Origin of the sequence: Aurantiacibacter hainanensis, from assembly GCF_036321025.1 — a bacterium.
Taxonomy (GTDB): domain Bacteria; phylum Pseudomonadota; class Alphaproteobacteria; order Sphingomonadales; family Sphingomonadaceae; genus Alteraurantiacibacter; species Alteraurantiacibacter hainanensis.
In genome coordinates this window covers 1718023-1733292 of sequence record NZ_JAZAPB010000002.1, presented here as the reverse complement: position 1 = coordinate 1733292, position 15270 = coordinate 1718023, and the positions used below count along the sequence as shown (strand labels likewise).

The 15270-nt window shown below is 64.2% G+C and carries 13 protein-coding genes and 1 tRNA gene; 8 read left to right on the top strand and 6 right to left on the bottom strand.

Annotated features, from left to right (window positions below):
- Nucleotides 1–31 precede the first annotated feature (31 nt).
- Nucleotides 32–298, top strand: a complete 267-nt coding sequence (locus AAA989_RS15820; RefSeq protein ID WP_338245252.1) for a hypothetical protein — start codon at nucleotides 32–34, stop codon at nucleotides 296–298.
- A gap of 24 nt (nucleotides 299–322) precedes the next feature.
- On the opposite strand, the gene AAA989_RS15815 is transcribed toward AAA989_RS15820, so the two are convergent.
- Entirely contained in the window at nucleotides 323–814 is a 492-nt protein-coding gene (locus AAA989_RS15815; protein WP_338245250.1) for a hypothetical protein, read from the bottom strand.
- 118 nt (nucleotides 815–932) lie between these two features.
- Here AAA989_RS15815 and AAA989_RS15810 point away from each other — a divergent pair, with 118 nt between their 5' ends.
- On the top strand, nucleotides 933–1244 hold the full coding sequence (locus AAA989_RS15810) for a hypothetical protein (protein WP_338245248.1): 312 nt from the start codon (nucleotides 933–935) through the stop codon (nucleotides 1242–1244).
- Nucleotides 1245–1330: 86 nt separating this feature from the next.
- Here AAA989_RS15810 and AAA989_RS15805 read toward each other — a convergent pair.
- Together AAA989_RS15805 and AAA989_RS15800 are read right to left on the bottom strand one after the other, a co-directional pair.
- A tRNA-Asn gene (locus AAA989_RS15805) sits at nucleotides 1331–1405 on the bottom strand.
- An 82-nt stretch (nucleotides 1406–1487) separates the two neighbouring features.
- Nucleotides 1488–2288: an NAD kinase gene (locus tag AAA989_RS15800; protein ID WP_434781450.1), complete on the bottom strand. Its 801-nt coding sequence runs from the start codon at nucleotides 2286–2288 to the stop codon at nucleotides 1488–1490.
- A gap of 100 nt (nucleotides 2289–2388) precedes the next feature.
- Between AAA989_RS15800 and AAA989_RS15795 the strand changes: the two genes are divergently transcribed.
- On the top strand, nucleotides 2389–3198 hold the full coding sequence (locus AAA989_RS15795) for an EAL domain-containing protein (protein ID WP_338245244.1): 810 nt from the start codon (nucleotides 2389–2391) through the stop codon (nucleotides 3196–3198).
- Here the strand turns inward: AAA989_RS15795 and mfd are convergent.
- Genes mfd through AAA989_RS15780 form a run of 3 tightly spaced genes read right to left on the bottom strand, consistent with a single transcriptional unit; the run spans nucleotide 3195 to nucleotide 7487 of the window.
- A complete protein-coding gene (mfd, locus tag AAA989_RS15790; RefSeq protein ID WP_338245242.1) occupies nucleotides 3195–6677 on the bottom strand; it encodes a transcription-repair coupling factor in 3483 nt (1160 codons plus the stop codon). The genes AAA989_RS15795 and mfd overlap by 4 nt on opposite strands.
- Nucleotides 6678–6726: 49 nt before the next feature.
- On the bottom strand, nucleotides 6727–6999 hold the full coding sequence (locus tag AAA989_RS15785) for an FAD assembly factor SdhE (RefSeq protein WP_338245240.1): 273 nt from the start codon (nucleotides 6997–6999) through the stop codon (nucleotides 6727–6729).
- Nucleotides 7000–7052: 53 nt separating this feature from the next.
- Nucleotides 7053–7487: a hypothetical protein gene (locus AAA989_RS15780; protein ID WP_338245239.1), complete on the bottom strand. Its 435-nt coding sequence runs from the start codon at nucleotides 7485–7487 to the stop codon at nucleotides 7053–7055.
- A 152-nt stretch (nucleotides 7488–7639) separates the two neighbouring features.
- Here AAA989_RS15780 and recG point away from each other — a divergent pair, with 152 nt between their 5' ends.
- The 5 genes from recG (at nucleotide 7640) to AAA989_RS15755 (ending at nucleotide 15264) form a co-directional block, all read left to right on the top strand.
- Nucleotides 7640–9709 carry an ATP-dependent DNA helicase RecG gene (gene recG / locus AAA989_RS15775; RefSeq protein WP_338245237.1) on the top strand — a complete coding sequence of 690 codons (2070 nt, stop codon included), beginning with the start codon at nucleotides 7640–7642 and terminating at the stop codon, nucleotides 9707–9709.
- A gap of 100 nt (nucleotides 9710–9809) precedes the next feature.
- Entirely contained in the window at nucleotides 9810–11399 is a 1590-nt protein-coding gene (locus tag AAA989_RS15770) for an amino acid permease (protein WP_338245235.1), read from the top strand.
- Nucleotides 11400–11468: 69 nt separating this feature from the next.
- On the top strand, nucleotides 11469–13235 hold the full coding sequence (locus tag AAA989_RS15765) for a DUF885 domain-containing protein (protein ID WP_338245233.1): 1767 nt from the start codon (nucleotides 11469–11471) through the stop codon (nucleotides 13233–13235).
- 111 nt (nucleotides 13236–13346) lie between these two features.
- Entirely contained in the window at nucleotides 13347–14588 is a 1242-nt protein-coding gene (locus tag AAA989_RS15760) for a lipoprotein-releasing ABC transporter permease subunit (protein WP_338245231.1), read from the top strand.
- A complete protein-coding gene (locus AAA989_RS15755) occupies nucleotides 14581–15264 on the top strand; it encodes an ABC transporter ATP-binding protein (RefSeq protein WP_338245229.1) in 684 nt (227 codons plus the stop codon). The genes AAA989_RS15760 and AAA989_RS15755 overlap by 8 nt, the downstream gene beginning before the upstream one ends.
- The last annotated feature ends 6 nt before the right edge of the window (nucleotides 15265–15270 follow it).

Below are 15270 nucleotides of genomic sequence, written 5' to 3'. Positions count from 1 at the left end.
CGGCCAGCGAACGTCGCAGGAGAGACAGAACATGAAACCTCGTCAGTTTTCCGATCCAGAAGAAGCGATACAGTTCCTCGCAAACGCGGCTGCCGCACAATCTTTTGTGATCGAGGTGTTGATTCACGCTCTCGATACGACCGGTGTCCTCGACAAGGATGCTGTGAGCGAAGCTTTGCGCCAACCGCATTTCGCTGATCCTGCCGCTCAGGAGCTTCTCGATGAACTTGCTGATGCGATCGCTGACGATGAGCCGCCCAGGTTCTCGGTGATCGATGGCGGCAAAGATAATGAATAGCTACTGGCCCGATCGCACGCGCGATCACTGCTCTTGAAACGGCGACTCTATCAGGTCATGCAACTTGAGAATTGTTACGAGGATCAGCAGTCTCAAGCGGTTTTCGGGTTCCACGTCAGTTCGTCCCATCTCTTCCAAAGCCTCGTGAACAAGGTTCAGCTTCTCGATGTAGGCGAGAATTTCCGGATCCGTGCAATCGCGAGCCTGTATGTGGTGAGCAAATCGGTGCCGGATCTGAGCGAAAATGCTCAGATTGTTGGCGACAGCATCATCGAGGCTGCCGAGCTTCACGGCGAACTCGATGCGATCGCTCAGGTGCTTAACTGGTCGCTTGAGCAAATAGGCTCTTGCCTCTTCAGGCAGGTCCCGAAGGTGGGCCCGAATTAACTCACCCAGATACCGCTCGATGTAGCCAAATCCAATTAGCGTCGCGAGCCGAATGTCGCCGTCGGAGTCGAGTAGTTCGACTACTGCATCTCGATCGGCGGTATGGGGTTTCTCGTCTTCGTCTGGCATCGGGCCACCTTGGGGCCTGACTTGCCAAAGAATCAAGCAGCGAGCATAACGAGCGGACCAGATCGCTGTTGGAGCAGCGATCCGGCCCTAACCTCAACCGTCTTTAGGAGAGACGATCATGGCTTCCAATCCCGTAAACGCCACGCCTGCGCCTCGCAACTATCGCGAGCGCGATGCTGAATTCTGGCAGCTCCACGCCGTGTGGAAGCTGGTCGAGCTGGACGGCGACCAGGCGCAGCGCGAGCTCGCCTTCCGCGATCTTATGCTGTCGTCAGCATCGAGCGCCAGTGCGGCGATGCTGAAGCTGGCTGCGCTTCGGACGTTTCCGGCCACGAAGGCGGGAGAGGAGTTGCGCCCAGGCATGACGCCGCTGGACCTGATCGATTGGGATCTGCAGCGCGCGTCCAAGATTGAAAGCGGCCTAGCATAGCAATTCGGAATGTGGGGCGGGATGTGGGGATGATTTCCATCCTTTTCCCAAAAATCCTGATAAATCAGGCGATTGACAGGATGATTTGGCTCCCCGAGTTGGATTCGAACCAACGACCAAGTGATTAACAGTCACCTACTCTACCGCTGAGCTATCGGGGAGCAGCCCGTCAGGCAGGTGAGCGCCTATATGGGCGGGGATTCGGTTTGGCAAGGCCCGAATTGCCGCAATCTCACCAATTCCTTACGTCATGAACTGTTCGGCCACGATCCGCTCGTCCAGCGTCTGGTGCGGGTCGAACAGCAGGGTCATTTCCATCTCGCGCGCGACTTCGATGTGCACCTCCGCTACGTCGCGCACTTCCTTGGAATCCGCGACGGCCGCCACGGGGCGCTTGGCCGGTTCGTTCACGCGAAAACTAACGCGGCTGCGATCCGGCAGGATGGCGCCGCGCCAGCGCCGCGGGCGAAACGGGCTGATCGGCGTGAGGGCAAGCATGTTCGAATCGAGCGGCAGGATCGGCCCGTTCGCGGAAAGATTGTAGGCGGTCGATCCCACGGGCGTCGAAAGCAGGATGCCGTCACCCGCCAGTTCCGGGATGCGGACACGGCCATTGACGGAAATCTCCAGCTTTGCGGTCTGCCGGGTCTCACGCAGCAGGCTGACTTCGTTGATGGCGCAGTAGGTGTGGCGTTCGCCGGTCTGCGTCGTCACGTTCATGCGCAGCGGCAGGATCGGCACCGGCTTGGCATCGATCAGTCGCTGGGCGAGGCCGCTGGCGCCGTGATACCGGTTCATCAGGAAGCCCACCGTGCCGAGGTTCAGCCCGAAGATGGGCTTGATACGGTTGCGGTCCAGCATGTCGTGCAATGCATCCAGCATGGTGCCATCGCCGCCCAGCGCGATAATCGCATCGGCCTGGTCCGTCGGAACGAAATCATACCGTTCGCCCAGTTCTCGCGCGGCCTTGCCTGCCCGGTCGTCCTGCGAATGGACGAGCGCGAGCTTGTCGAACTTCGGATGATCGCCTGCCACGAAACTCATTCCCCCGATGACGTGCGGCACCCTAAAAACCGGCGTCCCGATTTGCAACGAGGGTTTCTGGCGGGCAGACTTGTTTGCCGAATTTCGACAGGAGGTGCCCATGTCCGTTCCCGTGCAACTCCACGACCGCCGCAGACGTCAGGATCGTCGTCGCAGCGAGCCCCACCCGATCAGCGAAGAGCTCTCTTCCGCGCTGGATGGCGATGGTGTGCAGATCCTGTTCCAGCCGCAATACCGCTGCAAGGACAATGGCATAGCGGGTGCGGAAGCGCTGGTGCGCTGGAAGCACGACGAACACGGCAAATTGTCCGGGGATGCCGTGGTCGCCATTGCCCAATCGGGCGGGATCGCGCGGCGCCTGGCGCGCTACATCGCGCGCGCAGCGCTGGAGGAAGCGAGGAACTGGCCCGAACATCTGCGCCTGTCGCTCAACGTCACGGCGATGGACCTGTTCGATCGCACGTTCGGAGAAGACCTGTTGGCGATGCTGGACAGCACCGGGTTTCCGGCCCGGCGGCTGACGCTGGAGATAACCGAGCAGGCCCTGGTGGCCGATCTGGACCGTTCTGCCCGTCGCCTGAAGCTGCTGGCCGAGACAGGCATTCATATCGCGCTCGACGACTTCGGAGCGGGCTTCTGCAATTTTCGCTACCTCAAGGTGCTGCCGCTCCACTCCCTGAAGCTGGACCGGGCCATGGTGGAAGGCATCGCGAGTGACGAGCGCGACCTGGCCGTGCTGCGCGGCATCGTCGCCATGGCGCGAGCGCTCGACATTGCGGTGGTTGCCGAGGGTATCGAAACCCCCGAACAGCGCGATGTGGTGGTGCAGGAAGGCTGTTCGATCTGGCAGGGTTTCCACGGCGCGAAGCCGATGCCGATGGATGAATTCGCCGCTCTCGTGCGGGCCTAGGCCGCGGCCTTCTCCGCCTTCTTCACGATCCCGCCCAGGCCCTTGGTCAGCTGGAAGAGACCGTTCAGGCGGCTTTGCGGGTCGCCCCATGCGCGGTTGATCTGCAGCTTCATGTCCGGCCGCAGCTTGGCCGTGCCCTTCAGCCTCTCGACATAGGCGATCAGGCCCATCGGATCGGGGAACCGGTCGTTGTGGAAGGTGACCAGCGTGCCGCGCGCGCCGACTTCGATCTTGGCGATATGCGCCTGAATGGCCTGCGCCTTGATCTCGATCAGCCGGATCAGATTCTTGGTCGGCTGCGGCAGTTCGCCGAACCGGTCGATCATCTCGGCCGCGAGCGATTCCACCTCGGCCTTGCCCTCCGCCTGGTTCAGCCTGCGATAGAGCGCCATTCGCACCGCCAGATCGGGCACGTAGTCCTCCGGTATCATGATCGGCGCGTCGACGGTGATCTGCGGGGAAAGGCCGGTGCGATCCGTCTCCAGCCCGGCATCGCCCGCCTTGGCCGCCATGATCGCGTCCTCCAGCATCGACTGGTAGAGTTCGAAGCCGACCTCGCGGATGTGGCCCGACTGCTCGTCGCCCAGCAGGTTGCCGGCGCCGCGAATGTCGAGGTCGTGGCTGGCGAGCTGGAAACCAGCACCCAGGCTATCGAGATCGCCCAGCACCTTCAGGCGTTTTTCCGCCACTTCGTTCAGCGCGGTGTCGGCCGGCGTCGTCAGGTAGGCATAGGCGCGGATCTTGGACCGGCCCACACGGCCCCGCAGCTGGTAGAGCTGGGCCAGGCCGAAGCGGTCGGCGCGGTGAATGATGATGGTGTTGGCGGTCGGCAGGTCCAGACCGCTTTCCACGATGGTGGTGGAGAGCAGAACCTCGTACTTGCCCTCGTAGAAGGCGCTCATCCGCTCCTCGATCTCGCCCGCGCTCATCTGCCCGTGCGCGGCCACGAACTTCACTTCGGGCACCGTCTCCCGCAGCCAGTCCTCCAGCGCGGCCATGTCGGAAATGCGCGGAACGACGATGAAGCTCTGGCCGCCGCGATGGTGTTCGCGCAGCAGCGCCTCGCGCACGACCATGTCGTCCCACTCCATCACGTAGGTGCGCACGGCCAGGCGGTCGACGGGCGGGGTCTTGATGGTGGAAAGCTCCCGCAGGCCCGTCATCGCCATCTGCAGCGTGCGCGGGATCGGGGTGGCCGTGAGCGTGAGGACGTGCACGTCGGCGCGCAGCTGCTTCAGCCTTTCCTTGTGAGTCACGCCGAACCGCTGCTCCTCGTCCACGATGACGAGGCCCAGGTCCTTGAATTTCGTGGTCTTGGACAGGATCGCGTGGGTGCCGATCACGATGTCGATGTCGCCCGAAGCGAGGCCGTCGCGGGTTTCCTTCATTTCGCGTGAAGGAACGAGGCGGGAAAGGCGACCGATCTTCAGCGGGAAGCCGGCAAAGCGGTCGGCAAAGTTCTGGAAATGCTGTCGGGCGAGCAGGGTGGTGGGGGCGATCATGGCCACCTGCTGTCCGTTCATCGCCGCGACGAAGGCGGCGCGCAGCGCAACCTCGGTCTTGCCGAAGCCCACGTCTCCGCAGACGAGTCGATCCATCGGCTTGCCGCTTTCGAGGTCGCTCAGCACCTCGGCGATGGCCTGTTCCTGGTCCTCGGTCTCCTCGTACTGGAAGCGGTCGAGAAACTGGTTGTAGCTCGCTTCCTCGGGTTCCAGCACAGGTGCCTTGCGCAGGGCGCGGCGCGCGGCGACTTCCATCAGTTCGCCAGCGATGGCGCGGATGCGTTCCTTCAGCCGGGCGCGGCGCTTCTGCCATGCCTCGCCGCCCAGGCGGTCCAGCGGCGCGCCTTCCTCGCTGCTGCCATAGCGCGAGAGGACGTCGAGATTCTCGACCGGGATGTAGAGCTTGTCCCCGCCGGCATATTCCAGCATCACGCAATCGTGCTGGCTCTTGCCCACGGCGATGGGTTCGAGGCCCAGGTACTTGCCGATGCCGTGATCCACGTGCACCACCAGGTCTCCGCGGCTGAGCGCCTGCAATTCTGCGAGAAAGGCGTCGGCATCCTTCTTGCGCTTGCGTCGACGCACCAGGCGATCGCCGAGGAGGTCCTGCTCGGTGACGACTTCCAGTTCGTCGTTGGCAAAGCCGGTGTCGAGCGGCAGCACCATGGCAGTGGTCTTGCCCTTCGCCGCTGCGCCCAGCGCCTCCTGCCAGGTTTCGGCAAGGCCCACGGGAGTTCCCGCTTCCTCGATGATCGAGGTGATGCGGCTGCGTGATCCCTGCGAATAGGCGGCGAGAAGAGGACGCTTTCCGGCCTTTACCACGTCCTTGAAATGCGCGGCCGCCGCTTCGTAGACGTTCTTCCCCGCCGAACGCTCCGGCGTGAAGTCGCGAGCGGAGCGGAAGCCGAAATCGATAACGGTGTCGCTTTCCGGCTCCGCGAAGATCGATGAGCGGTGAATTGGCCACCCGGTCATGGCCGAGCCGAATTCGTCCTCGGTCAGGTACAGGGCACCGGGTTCCAGCGGGCGATAGCTGCCCTTGGACTGGCCCGAGATGTCGCCGCGCTGGCGATGGTAGTCGGCGATGTCCTTGAGCCGCTCCTCAGCCGCCGGCAGGGCACCGGAATCGATCACCAGCGCATCGTCTTCGGAAAGGTGATCGAACAGCGTCGACAGCCGATCCTCGAAGAGCGGAAGCCAGTGCTCCATGCCAGCAAGGCGGCGCCCTTCGCTGACGGCCTCGTAAAGCGGATCCTGCGTGGCATCTGCGCCGAACATCTCGCGATAGCGGCTGCGGAAGCGCTTGATGGAGTCCTCGTCCAGCAGTGCCTCGCTGGCGGGCAGAAGTAGGTGGCTGTCGATGGTCGAGGTGGTGCGCTGGGTGCCGGGATCGAACAGCCGCAGCGATTCCAGTTCGTCGCCGAAGAAATCGAGCCGCAGTCCCGCTTCGAGCCCGCTGGGATAGATATCGACGATGGAGCCGCGCATGGCGAATTCGCCCGTGTCCACCACGGTGTCGACGCGCGTGTATCCCTGTCGCCGAAGCAGGGCGGCCAGGCTCTCGTGCCCGATTTCCGTGCCCACCTTGAATTCGCGCACCGCCTCCCGAATGCGGAAGGGGGTGAGCACGCGCTGGAGCAGGGCGTTGATGGTGGTGACGACCAGCTGGTTGCCCTTGCTGCCCGACTGCAGGGAATGCAGCGCGGCCAGTCGCCGGGCGCTGACCGAGAGGGCGGGGCTGGCGCGGTCGTAGGGCAGGCAGTCCCAGGCGGGAAACTCGATCACCTGCAATTCCGGCGCGAAGAAGTGCGCGGCGTCGGTAACGGCACGCATGGCCGCATCGTCGGGTGCGATGAACACGGCCCGCTTTTTCGCCGCCCGGGCAAGGTCGACCATCACAAGCGGCTGCGCCCCGCGCACGACCGATGCGAGGGTAAGCGGCAATGGGGCTTTCAGGATGCGTTGAAGATCGGGCATGGACTTTTGAAAGGCGCGGGCGGCTGGGCGGTTCCGGCGCGCCTTGCCCCTAGATCTTCACATAGTCCAGCTTTCGCATGGCTTCCATCTGCGGACCGGCGAACGCGTCGGGCACCTGCGCCGTGCCCAGGGCCCAGGCCATCACGTCGACATCGTCATGATCCAGCAGCGCCTCGAACCAGGCCAGACCGGCCTCATCCCATTCCTCGTGATAGCGGTCGAAATAGCCGCCGAACATGTAGTCGGCCTCCCGCGTGCCGCGATGCCAGGCGCGAAACCGGGCGCGGTTCATGCGGGTTGTCAGGTCTGTCTCTTCGGTCATGAAAACGGGGCCTTTCGCGCGAAAGGCCCCGTCTAGGCACTTGCTGGCGGCGATCAAGGGTGCGTGTGGGTATAGAGGGTCATCGAATCCTCTACCATCGCATCCATTTCCTCGCGAAGGGCTCCGAGTTGTTCCTCGCCGCCGACCATTTCCGTCAGGGCTTCCACGAATGCCATACGGCTGGCCGGAGCATGGCTGTCGAAAGTCGCCATGCCGTCGGGCTCTTCTGCGACGACGATGATGTCATAGTCCGGATTCATCATCACCCAGTGGATCGCCTGGGGAGACATTCCCGCGGCCTCGCGCGCCGGATTGATGTAGGTTTCGATGACTTCGAGCCAACGATTCTCATCGGCATCCTCGGCAAACTCGAACATCGTGACGGAGTAGGTGGTGCGCGGTTCTTCCGGCTCGTCCTGCGCAAATACCGGAGTCGCGACAAGCGTGAAAGCGGTCACGGCGGCAGCAAGCTTCAGAGATCTTAGCATATTCAGTCCCCCTTGGAGCCGGGGACGTACCCCGGCCATGAGCGACCCTCGCCCACGGGCTTAGCATCAGGCGGGAATGTGACAAGGCGCGGTGTTGATGCTTTTTCGGGCATGCTTCGCATTCTCCGGCCCATTGGCTAAGGCTTGCGATCATGCGGCCCGACGTCCTCAATCCCCTCTTCGCCGAGACCGAAAGCCTCGAAGGTATCGGCCCGAAGCTCAAGAAGCCGCTCGAAAAGCTGGGCCTGACGCGCGTTCGCGACGTGCTCTATCACCTGCCCGAGCGGTTCGTGGTGCGCCGCGCCGTCCAGGACCTCGACGACGCGAACGTGGGGGAACAGATCGTTATCGCGCTGGACGTGGTGGAGCACCGTGCCAGCCGCAGCCAGCGCGGCCCCTATCGCGTGCTGGCGAGCGACGCCAAGGGCAACATCTGCGCGCTCACGTTCTTCGGGCGCGCCAGCTACACGGCGAAGAAGCAGCTGCCGGTGGGAGAGAAACGCTGGGTGGCCGGCCGTCTCGACCAGTACGACCAGATGCTGCAGATCGTCCATCCCGACCACGTTTCCGAAAAGAGCGACGGGGCGATGGGCCAGCTGGTGGAGCCGATCTATCGCCTTTCGGAGGGGCTGACCCAGCCGCGGGTAGCCAGCCTTGTCGAGCAGTCGCTGGCGCGGGCACCGGACCTGCCGGAATGGATCGAACGCACGACGCTGGACCGACAGGGCTGGCCGACCTGGCGTGACGCCGTGGCGCTGGCGCACAAGGGGGAGAACGCGAAGGCGAGAGACCGCCTCGCCTACGACGAACTGTTCGCCAACGCGCTGGCGCTGATGCTCGTTCGCGAGACGAACCGGAAGCGCAAGGGCCAGGTTCTGCAGGGCGATGGACGCCTGCGGAACAAGTTGCAGCTTCCGTTCCCGCTCACGGGGGCGCAGACGCGTTCCATTGCGGAAATTGCCGGAGACATGGCGCAGCCTTCCCCGATGCTGCGCCTGCTGCAAGGCGACGTCGGCGCGGGCAAGACGGTTGTCGCGCTCGAGGCGATGCTTGTCGCGGTCGAGGCGGGCGCGCAGGCAGCGATGCTGGCGCCGACCGAACTTCTCGCCCGTCAGCATTTCGATACCCTGCGTGCGATGGCCCGGCCGACCGGCGTGGAGATCGCTTTGCTGACCGGACGCGACAAGGGCAAGGCGCGCGAAAGCATCCTGATGGGTCTGCTGGACGGAGGCATCGACATCGTCGTCGGCACCCACGCGATTTTCCAGGAGAGCGTCGGCTACAGGAACCTGGGCCTCGTGGTGATCGACGAGCAGCACCGGTTCGGCGTGTCGCAGCGGCTGATGCTGTCGCAGAAGGGAAGGGTGACCCCGCATACCCTGGCGATGACGGCGACGCCGATCCCGCGCACTCTGGTACTGGCCAATCACGGGGAGATGGAAGTCAGCCGCCTCGACGAATTGCCGCCGGGCAGGCAGGCCATCGACACGCGCGTCCTGCCGGTCGACCGGCTTCAGGATATCGTTGCCGCCGTTGGCCGCCATGTCGAAAGCGGGCAGCAGGCCTACTGGGTGTGCCCGATGGTTCGCGGGACCGAAAGCGAGAACGACGACCTTGCCGCCGCCGAGGCGCGCTTCGCGGGACTCAAGGAGCATTTCGGTGACGATGTGGTGCTGGTCCACGGCCAGCTCGCGCCGGAGATGAAGGATGCCGCCATGGCGCGGTTCGCGGAGGGCAAGGCCAAGGTGCTGGTTGCCACCACGGTGATCGAGGTCGGCGTGGACGTGCCCAATGCAACGCTGATGGTGATCGAGCAGGCGGAGCGCTTCGGCCTTGCCCAGCTGCACCAGCTGCGCGGCCGGGTAGGGCGGGGCAGCGAGAAATCGACATGCCTGCTGTTGCGCTCCAGCGAGCTCAGCGAGACGGGCAAGAAGCGGCTCGAGCTGATGAAGAGCAGCCAGGACGGATTCCTGCTGGCCGAGGAAGACCTGAAACTGCGCGGCGGCGGCGAACTGCTGGGCACGCGGCAGAGCGGGGAGGAAGGGTTCTCGCTCGCCAGCCTGGAGCAGGTCACTCGCCTGCTCGACGTGGCCAATGCAGATGCGAAGCTGCTTGTCGAGAATCAGGGCGGCCTTTCCAACCCCGATCGGGGGGAAGCGGCACGCATGGTGCTCTACCTGCTGGAGCGCGACTGGGGTGTGCAGACACTGCGAAGTGGATAGTCCGCAAAAACCGGATTGCGCGCGACGAAAATCAGCGTAAACAGCGCGTTCCGGCTGGTCGAGCGGGGCGTTCCCGCTGCAAGCCTGGTGGAACCCACGAATGCTACTTGACCGGGTAAAGCCGCTCGACGCCATTTTGGCGACTGCCGAGCGCAAATCGCTTCATCGTTCACTTTCCGGCATCCAGCTCATGCTTTTCGGCATCGGCTGCATCATCGGCACCGGCATCTTCGTTCTGACTGCGGCCGGCGCACAGAAGGCCGGACCGGGCCTGATGCTGGCCTTCATAATCGCCGGTGCCGTCTGCATCGTTGCCGCGCTCTGCTATGCGGAGGTGGCGGCAATGATCCCCGTGGCGGGATCGGCCTACACCTACACATATGCCTCCAGCGGCGAGTTTCTCGCCTGGACGGTAGGCTGGGCGCTCGTCCTCGAATATGCGGTGGCTGCCAGCGCGGTCTCGGTTGGCTGGTCAGGCTACTTCAGCGGTACGATCCTGCAGGAATTCTTCGGATTGGAATTGCCCGCGTGGCTTTCCGCCGGCCCCCTCTCGCTTGGAGGCGCGCCGGGCGGATTCATCAACCTGCCCGCGATGGTGATCGCCTTGCTCGTCACCTGGCTGCTGATGATCGGAACGAGCGAGAGCGCGAAGGTCAATGCGGTGCTGGTCGCGATCAAGGTGGCGGCGCTGACGGCCTTCATCGCGCTGACGCTGACAAGCCCCGAATTCGATGCAGAACGCTTCAATCCCTTCCTCCCCGCCGGTTTCGGCGGCGGCTTCGGTAGTGGGCTGGGCGCCGTCGGCGCTGCGGCGACGATCTTCTTCGCCTATGTCGGTTTCGATGCCGTCTCGACGGCGGCAGAGGAAACGAAGAACCCGCAGAAGAACGTGCCGTTCGGCTTGATCGGTTCGCTGCTGTTCTGTACCGTTTTCTACATCCTCGTCGCGGCGGGGGCGATCGGCACCATCGGCGGACAGCCGATCATGGGGCCGGACGGGATTCCGTTCCCCGCGGGCAGCGAGGAACTGGCGCGGCAGTGCGCCATGCCGCAATATGCCGCCGCTCTGGTCTGCTCGGACGAGGCGCTGGCTCACGTCCTGCGACAGATCGGGTTCTCCGGCATCGGCAACATGCTCGGCATCGCCGCATTTCTCGCGCTGCCGTCGGTGATCCTGGTGCTGATCTTCGCACAGACGCGCATTTTCTTCGTGATGAGCCGCGACGGCCTGCTGCCGGAACGTCTCAGCGCCGTGCACCCCAGGTGGAAGACTCCGCACGTCGTCACGCTGACCACGGGTCTCGTCGTGGCAATCGGCGCGGCGTTCTTTCCCGTGGGCCTGCTGGCGGACTACGCCAACGCCGGCACTCTCTACGCCTTCTTCATGGTCGCGGTGACGGTCATGGTGCTGCGCAGGAAGGACCCGCACACGCACCGGCCTTTCCGCATGAAGGGTGTCTGGATCGTCGCCCCTCTGACGATGGCGGGCTGTCTCTATCTCTACCTCAACCTGCCGTGGCAGGCGATCGCGGTACTTCCGGTCTGGGGTCTGATCGGGATCGCGATCTATTTCGCCTACAGCCGCAGGCGCAGTCATCTGGGCCAGGGCATCGTCGAGGTCGTCGACGATGTTGCGGGAGAGGAGAACATGGTGCCGATCCATCCGCCGGCGCCGGAGGGGAGCACCTAAGTCGCTTGCCAAGCGCCCTTGCGTCGCTAGTCTCCCGCGAAACCAATTCCCGCAGGAGTCTCCCCGCAAATGAACCGCCTTTTCGCTGCCACCGCCCTTGCCCTGTCCGCTGCCGTCCCTCTTCCGGTACTTGCCCAGTCCGCAGAGGAAGACTTCACCGAACTGCGCGAGGACGTGTGGCAGTGGACGCTCGACAATTCGCCATATCTCGCCACCGAGATCGGCGACCGGCGCGGTGATGGCGAACTCGGCGACCCGTCGATGGAAGGGTATGACCGGCGCCTGGCGGAAACGCGCGCCTTTCAGCAGCGCCTGGAGGCGATCGACGTGGATGCGCTGCCGGACAACCTCGGCATCGACTATGCGCTGATGCAGCGCGATTTCCGCGATACGCTAGAAGCGGCTGAGTTCGATCAGGATCGCTACATCACCTTCACCAATCGCGGCGGGCCGCAGGGGGCGATTGCGGGGCTGCCCTATTCCTCGCCGCTGTTCACCGTGGCGGACTACGACAGCTACCTTTCCCGGCTAGAGGCATTTCCCGCCTACATTCAGGCCTTTATCACGCGCAACGAAGGCGGCATCGAACGCGGGCTGACCCAGCCGTGCGAACCGATGGAAGGGTACGAGAACTCGATCGCCGGCCTGATAGCGGAATCGCCGGAAGATTCGGTCTGGTGGGAGGCCTTCGAGACGCGCCCCTCCGCCATTTCCCAGGATGCATGGCAGGATCTGCAGGTGCGCGCCCGTTCCGCCATCAGCGACGGCGCGTTCGAGGGGCTGGGCACCTTCCTGGAATACTACGAGGAAGAATACGCCCCCAATTGCCGCGCCGGCGCATCTCCCGGCATCGGCATGACACCCGGCGGCCAGGACTACTACGCCTACCGCGTGCGCAGTTTCACCACCACCGACATGACGCCGCGGGAAGTGCACGAGCTGGGCCTGACCGAAGTCGCCCGCATTCGCGCGGAAATGGAAGCCGTCGCCGCCGAGGCCGGGTTCGACAGCCGCGAGGCATTCATCGAGCACCTGCGCACCGATCCACAGTATTATCCGGAGGACGAGGAAAGCTACCTCGAATACACGGCCGCCCTGGCGAAGGAGATCGACGGGTGGATGCCGCGCCTGTTCGGCACGCTGCCGCGCCTGCCCTATACCGTTCAGCCTATCCCGGCGGCCAGTGCGCCCGGCAACACCACGGCCTATTACGAGAGCGGGTCAATCGCCACCGGCCAGCCCGGCATCTACCGCCTGAACCTGACCGAGCTCGACCAGCGACCCCTGTGGGAACTGCCCGCGCTCGGCGTGCACGAGGCCGTGCCGGGTCACCACCACCAGATCGCCCTGCAACAGGAACTCGATATCCACCCGCTGCGCCAGCGCGGCACCTTCTTCACCGCCTTCGTGGAGGGCTGGGGCCTCTATTCGGAGCGGCTCGGCATCGAAATGGGCCTGTACGACACGCCCGCCAAGCAGATGGGGCGTCTTTCCTACGAGATGTGGCGGGCCAACCGCCTTGTGGTGGATACCGGCATCCACGCACTGGGTTGGACGCGCCAGCAGGCAGTGGACTACATGCTGGACAACACCGCACTTTCCGAAGGTAACATCAACGCCGAGGTGAACCGCTACATCACCTGGCCCGGGCAGGCGCTGGCCTACAAGCTGGGTGAGCTCAAGATCCGCGAACTGCGCACCCGCGCCGAAGAAGCGCTGGGCGACCGGTTCGACCTGCGCGATTTCCACGACACGGTTCTGGAAAACGGTTCCGTTCCCCTCGACGTGCTGGAGGCGCACGTCGATGGCTGGATCGCGGAGCAGCTGGCCGCCTGATCGGGAAAGGAGGGGCGAAGGGACTGGTTAAGGCCCAATGCAGTTGCCAGTCCTACATTGCCCACCTAAACGGCATCTCCCCTCCTCAATCGAGAAGCGAAGCACCTTTCCGTGATCCTTTCCCCATTTGAATGGACCATCGCCAAGCGATACATGCTGCCTGGCCGCAGCGAAGCCGTGATCGCGCTGGTGGCGGGCATTTCCATCACCGTCGTCATGCTCTCGGTCGCCATGCTCGTGATCGTGATGAGCGTGATGAACGGTTTTCGCGCCGAACTGCTGGATCGCATCACCGGGCTGAACGGCCATGCGGTGGTGCAGATCTTCGGCGGGCGCATGGAAAACTGGGAGGACATTCTCGAGGAAGTGCGGGAAACGCCCGGTGTCACGCGCGCATCGCCGCTTATCGAACAGCCGCTGCTCGCCACCTACAATGGCCGGGCAGAGGGCATCTTCGTGCGTGGCAACACGGCGGAAGATATCGATCGCATGGCCGACAACGTGCTGATCGGCGACATGTCGACCCTGCAGCCCGGCGCGCGCAACGTGGCCATCGGCTCGCGCTTGCAGCAGAACCTGGGAATTCGCCTGGGCGACACGCTCACCGTCATCAATCCGCAGGGCAGGCCGACGCCTTTCGGCACCGTGCCACGGCAGATCGGCTATACCGTCACCGCCGTCTTCGAAGTGGGCCTCTACGACTTCGACGAGCGGTTCGTGGTGATGCCCATTCCCGAGGCGCAGACGCTGCTGATGTCGGGCGACACGGTCAGCATGATAGAGGTGCAGACCGAAGACCCGGACCGGGTGGACGAAATCCTCGCGCCGCTGGTGGAGCGGCTCTCCGGCCAGGCGCAGGTGCTGAACTGGCAGGACATGAACGCCTCCCTGTTCGAAGCCCTGCAGGTGGAGCGTGTGGCGATGGCCTTCGCGCTGGGCATCATCGTGCTGGTGGCGGCCTTCAATATCCTCTCGTCGCTCGTGATGCTGGTGCGATCCAAGACGCGCGACATCGCCATCATGCGAACCATGGGCGCGACGCGGCGAAGCCTGCTCAAGATATTCGTGACGACCGGCTCCATCGTCGGCGTGATCGGCACCGGCGCCGGCGTGGCGCTGGGACTGATCGTCTTGTTCTTCCGCCAGCCCATCGTGGAAGGCATCGGTGTCGCATTCGGCGTCGAGCTGTGGGATCCTTCGGTCCGGTTCCTTACCGAACTCCCGGCGAAAACCGATCCTATCGAAGTGCTGGCCATCGCGGGTTCGGCGATGGGCCTGGCGTTCCTCGCCACGCTCTACCCGGCATACCGCGCTGCCAATACCGACCCGGTGGAGGTGCTCCGCTATGAATAACACGGTCCAGCCGGTCATCCGCCTGCGCAACCTGGCGCGCAGTTTCGAGCAGGGCGGCGTGCGCATCGACGTGCTGCGCGGCGTCAACCTGGAAATCGCGCCGGGCGAGATCGTCGCCCTGCTCGGCCCTTCGGGTTCGGGCAAGTCCACCATGCTGCAGGCCGTAGGCTTGCTTGAAGGCGGCTTTTCCGGGCAGATCGAGCTCGCCGGAACCGAAGCGAGCGAGCTCGACGCCGCCGACCGCACGACCCTGCGGCGGGAGCACCTGGGCTTCGTCTACCAGTTCCATCACCTGCTGCCCGATTTCACGGCGCAGGAAAACGTGATGCTCCCGCAACTGCTGTTGGGCACGAAGCGGGCGGATGCCGTTACGCGTGCAGAAGAGTTGCTGGGCGCACTGGGACTGGAACACCGCCTCGACCACCGGCCCAGCCAGCTTTCGGGCGGCGAGCAGCAGCGCGTTGCCGTGGCCCGTGCCCTAGCCAACAAACCTCACCTCGTGCTGGCGGACGAACCGACCGGCAATCTGGACGAGAAGACTGCCGACCGGGTGCTGGGCCAGTTCCTGGAACTGGTACGCGGGCAGGGCAGCGCCGCGCTGGTCGCCACGCATAACGAGAGACTGGCATCGCGCATGGATCGCGTGGTGCGCCTGCACGACGGACGCATCGACTAGGGAAAC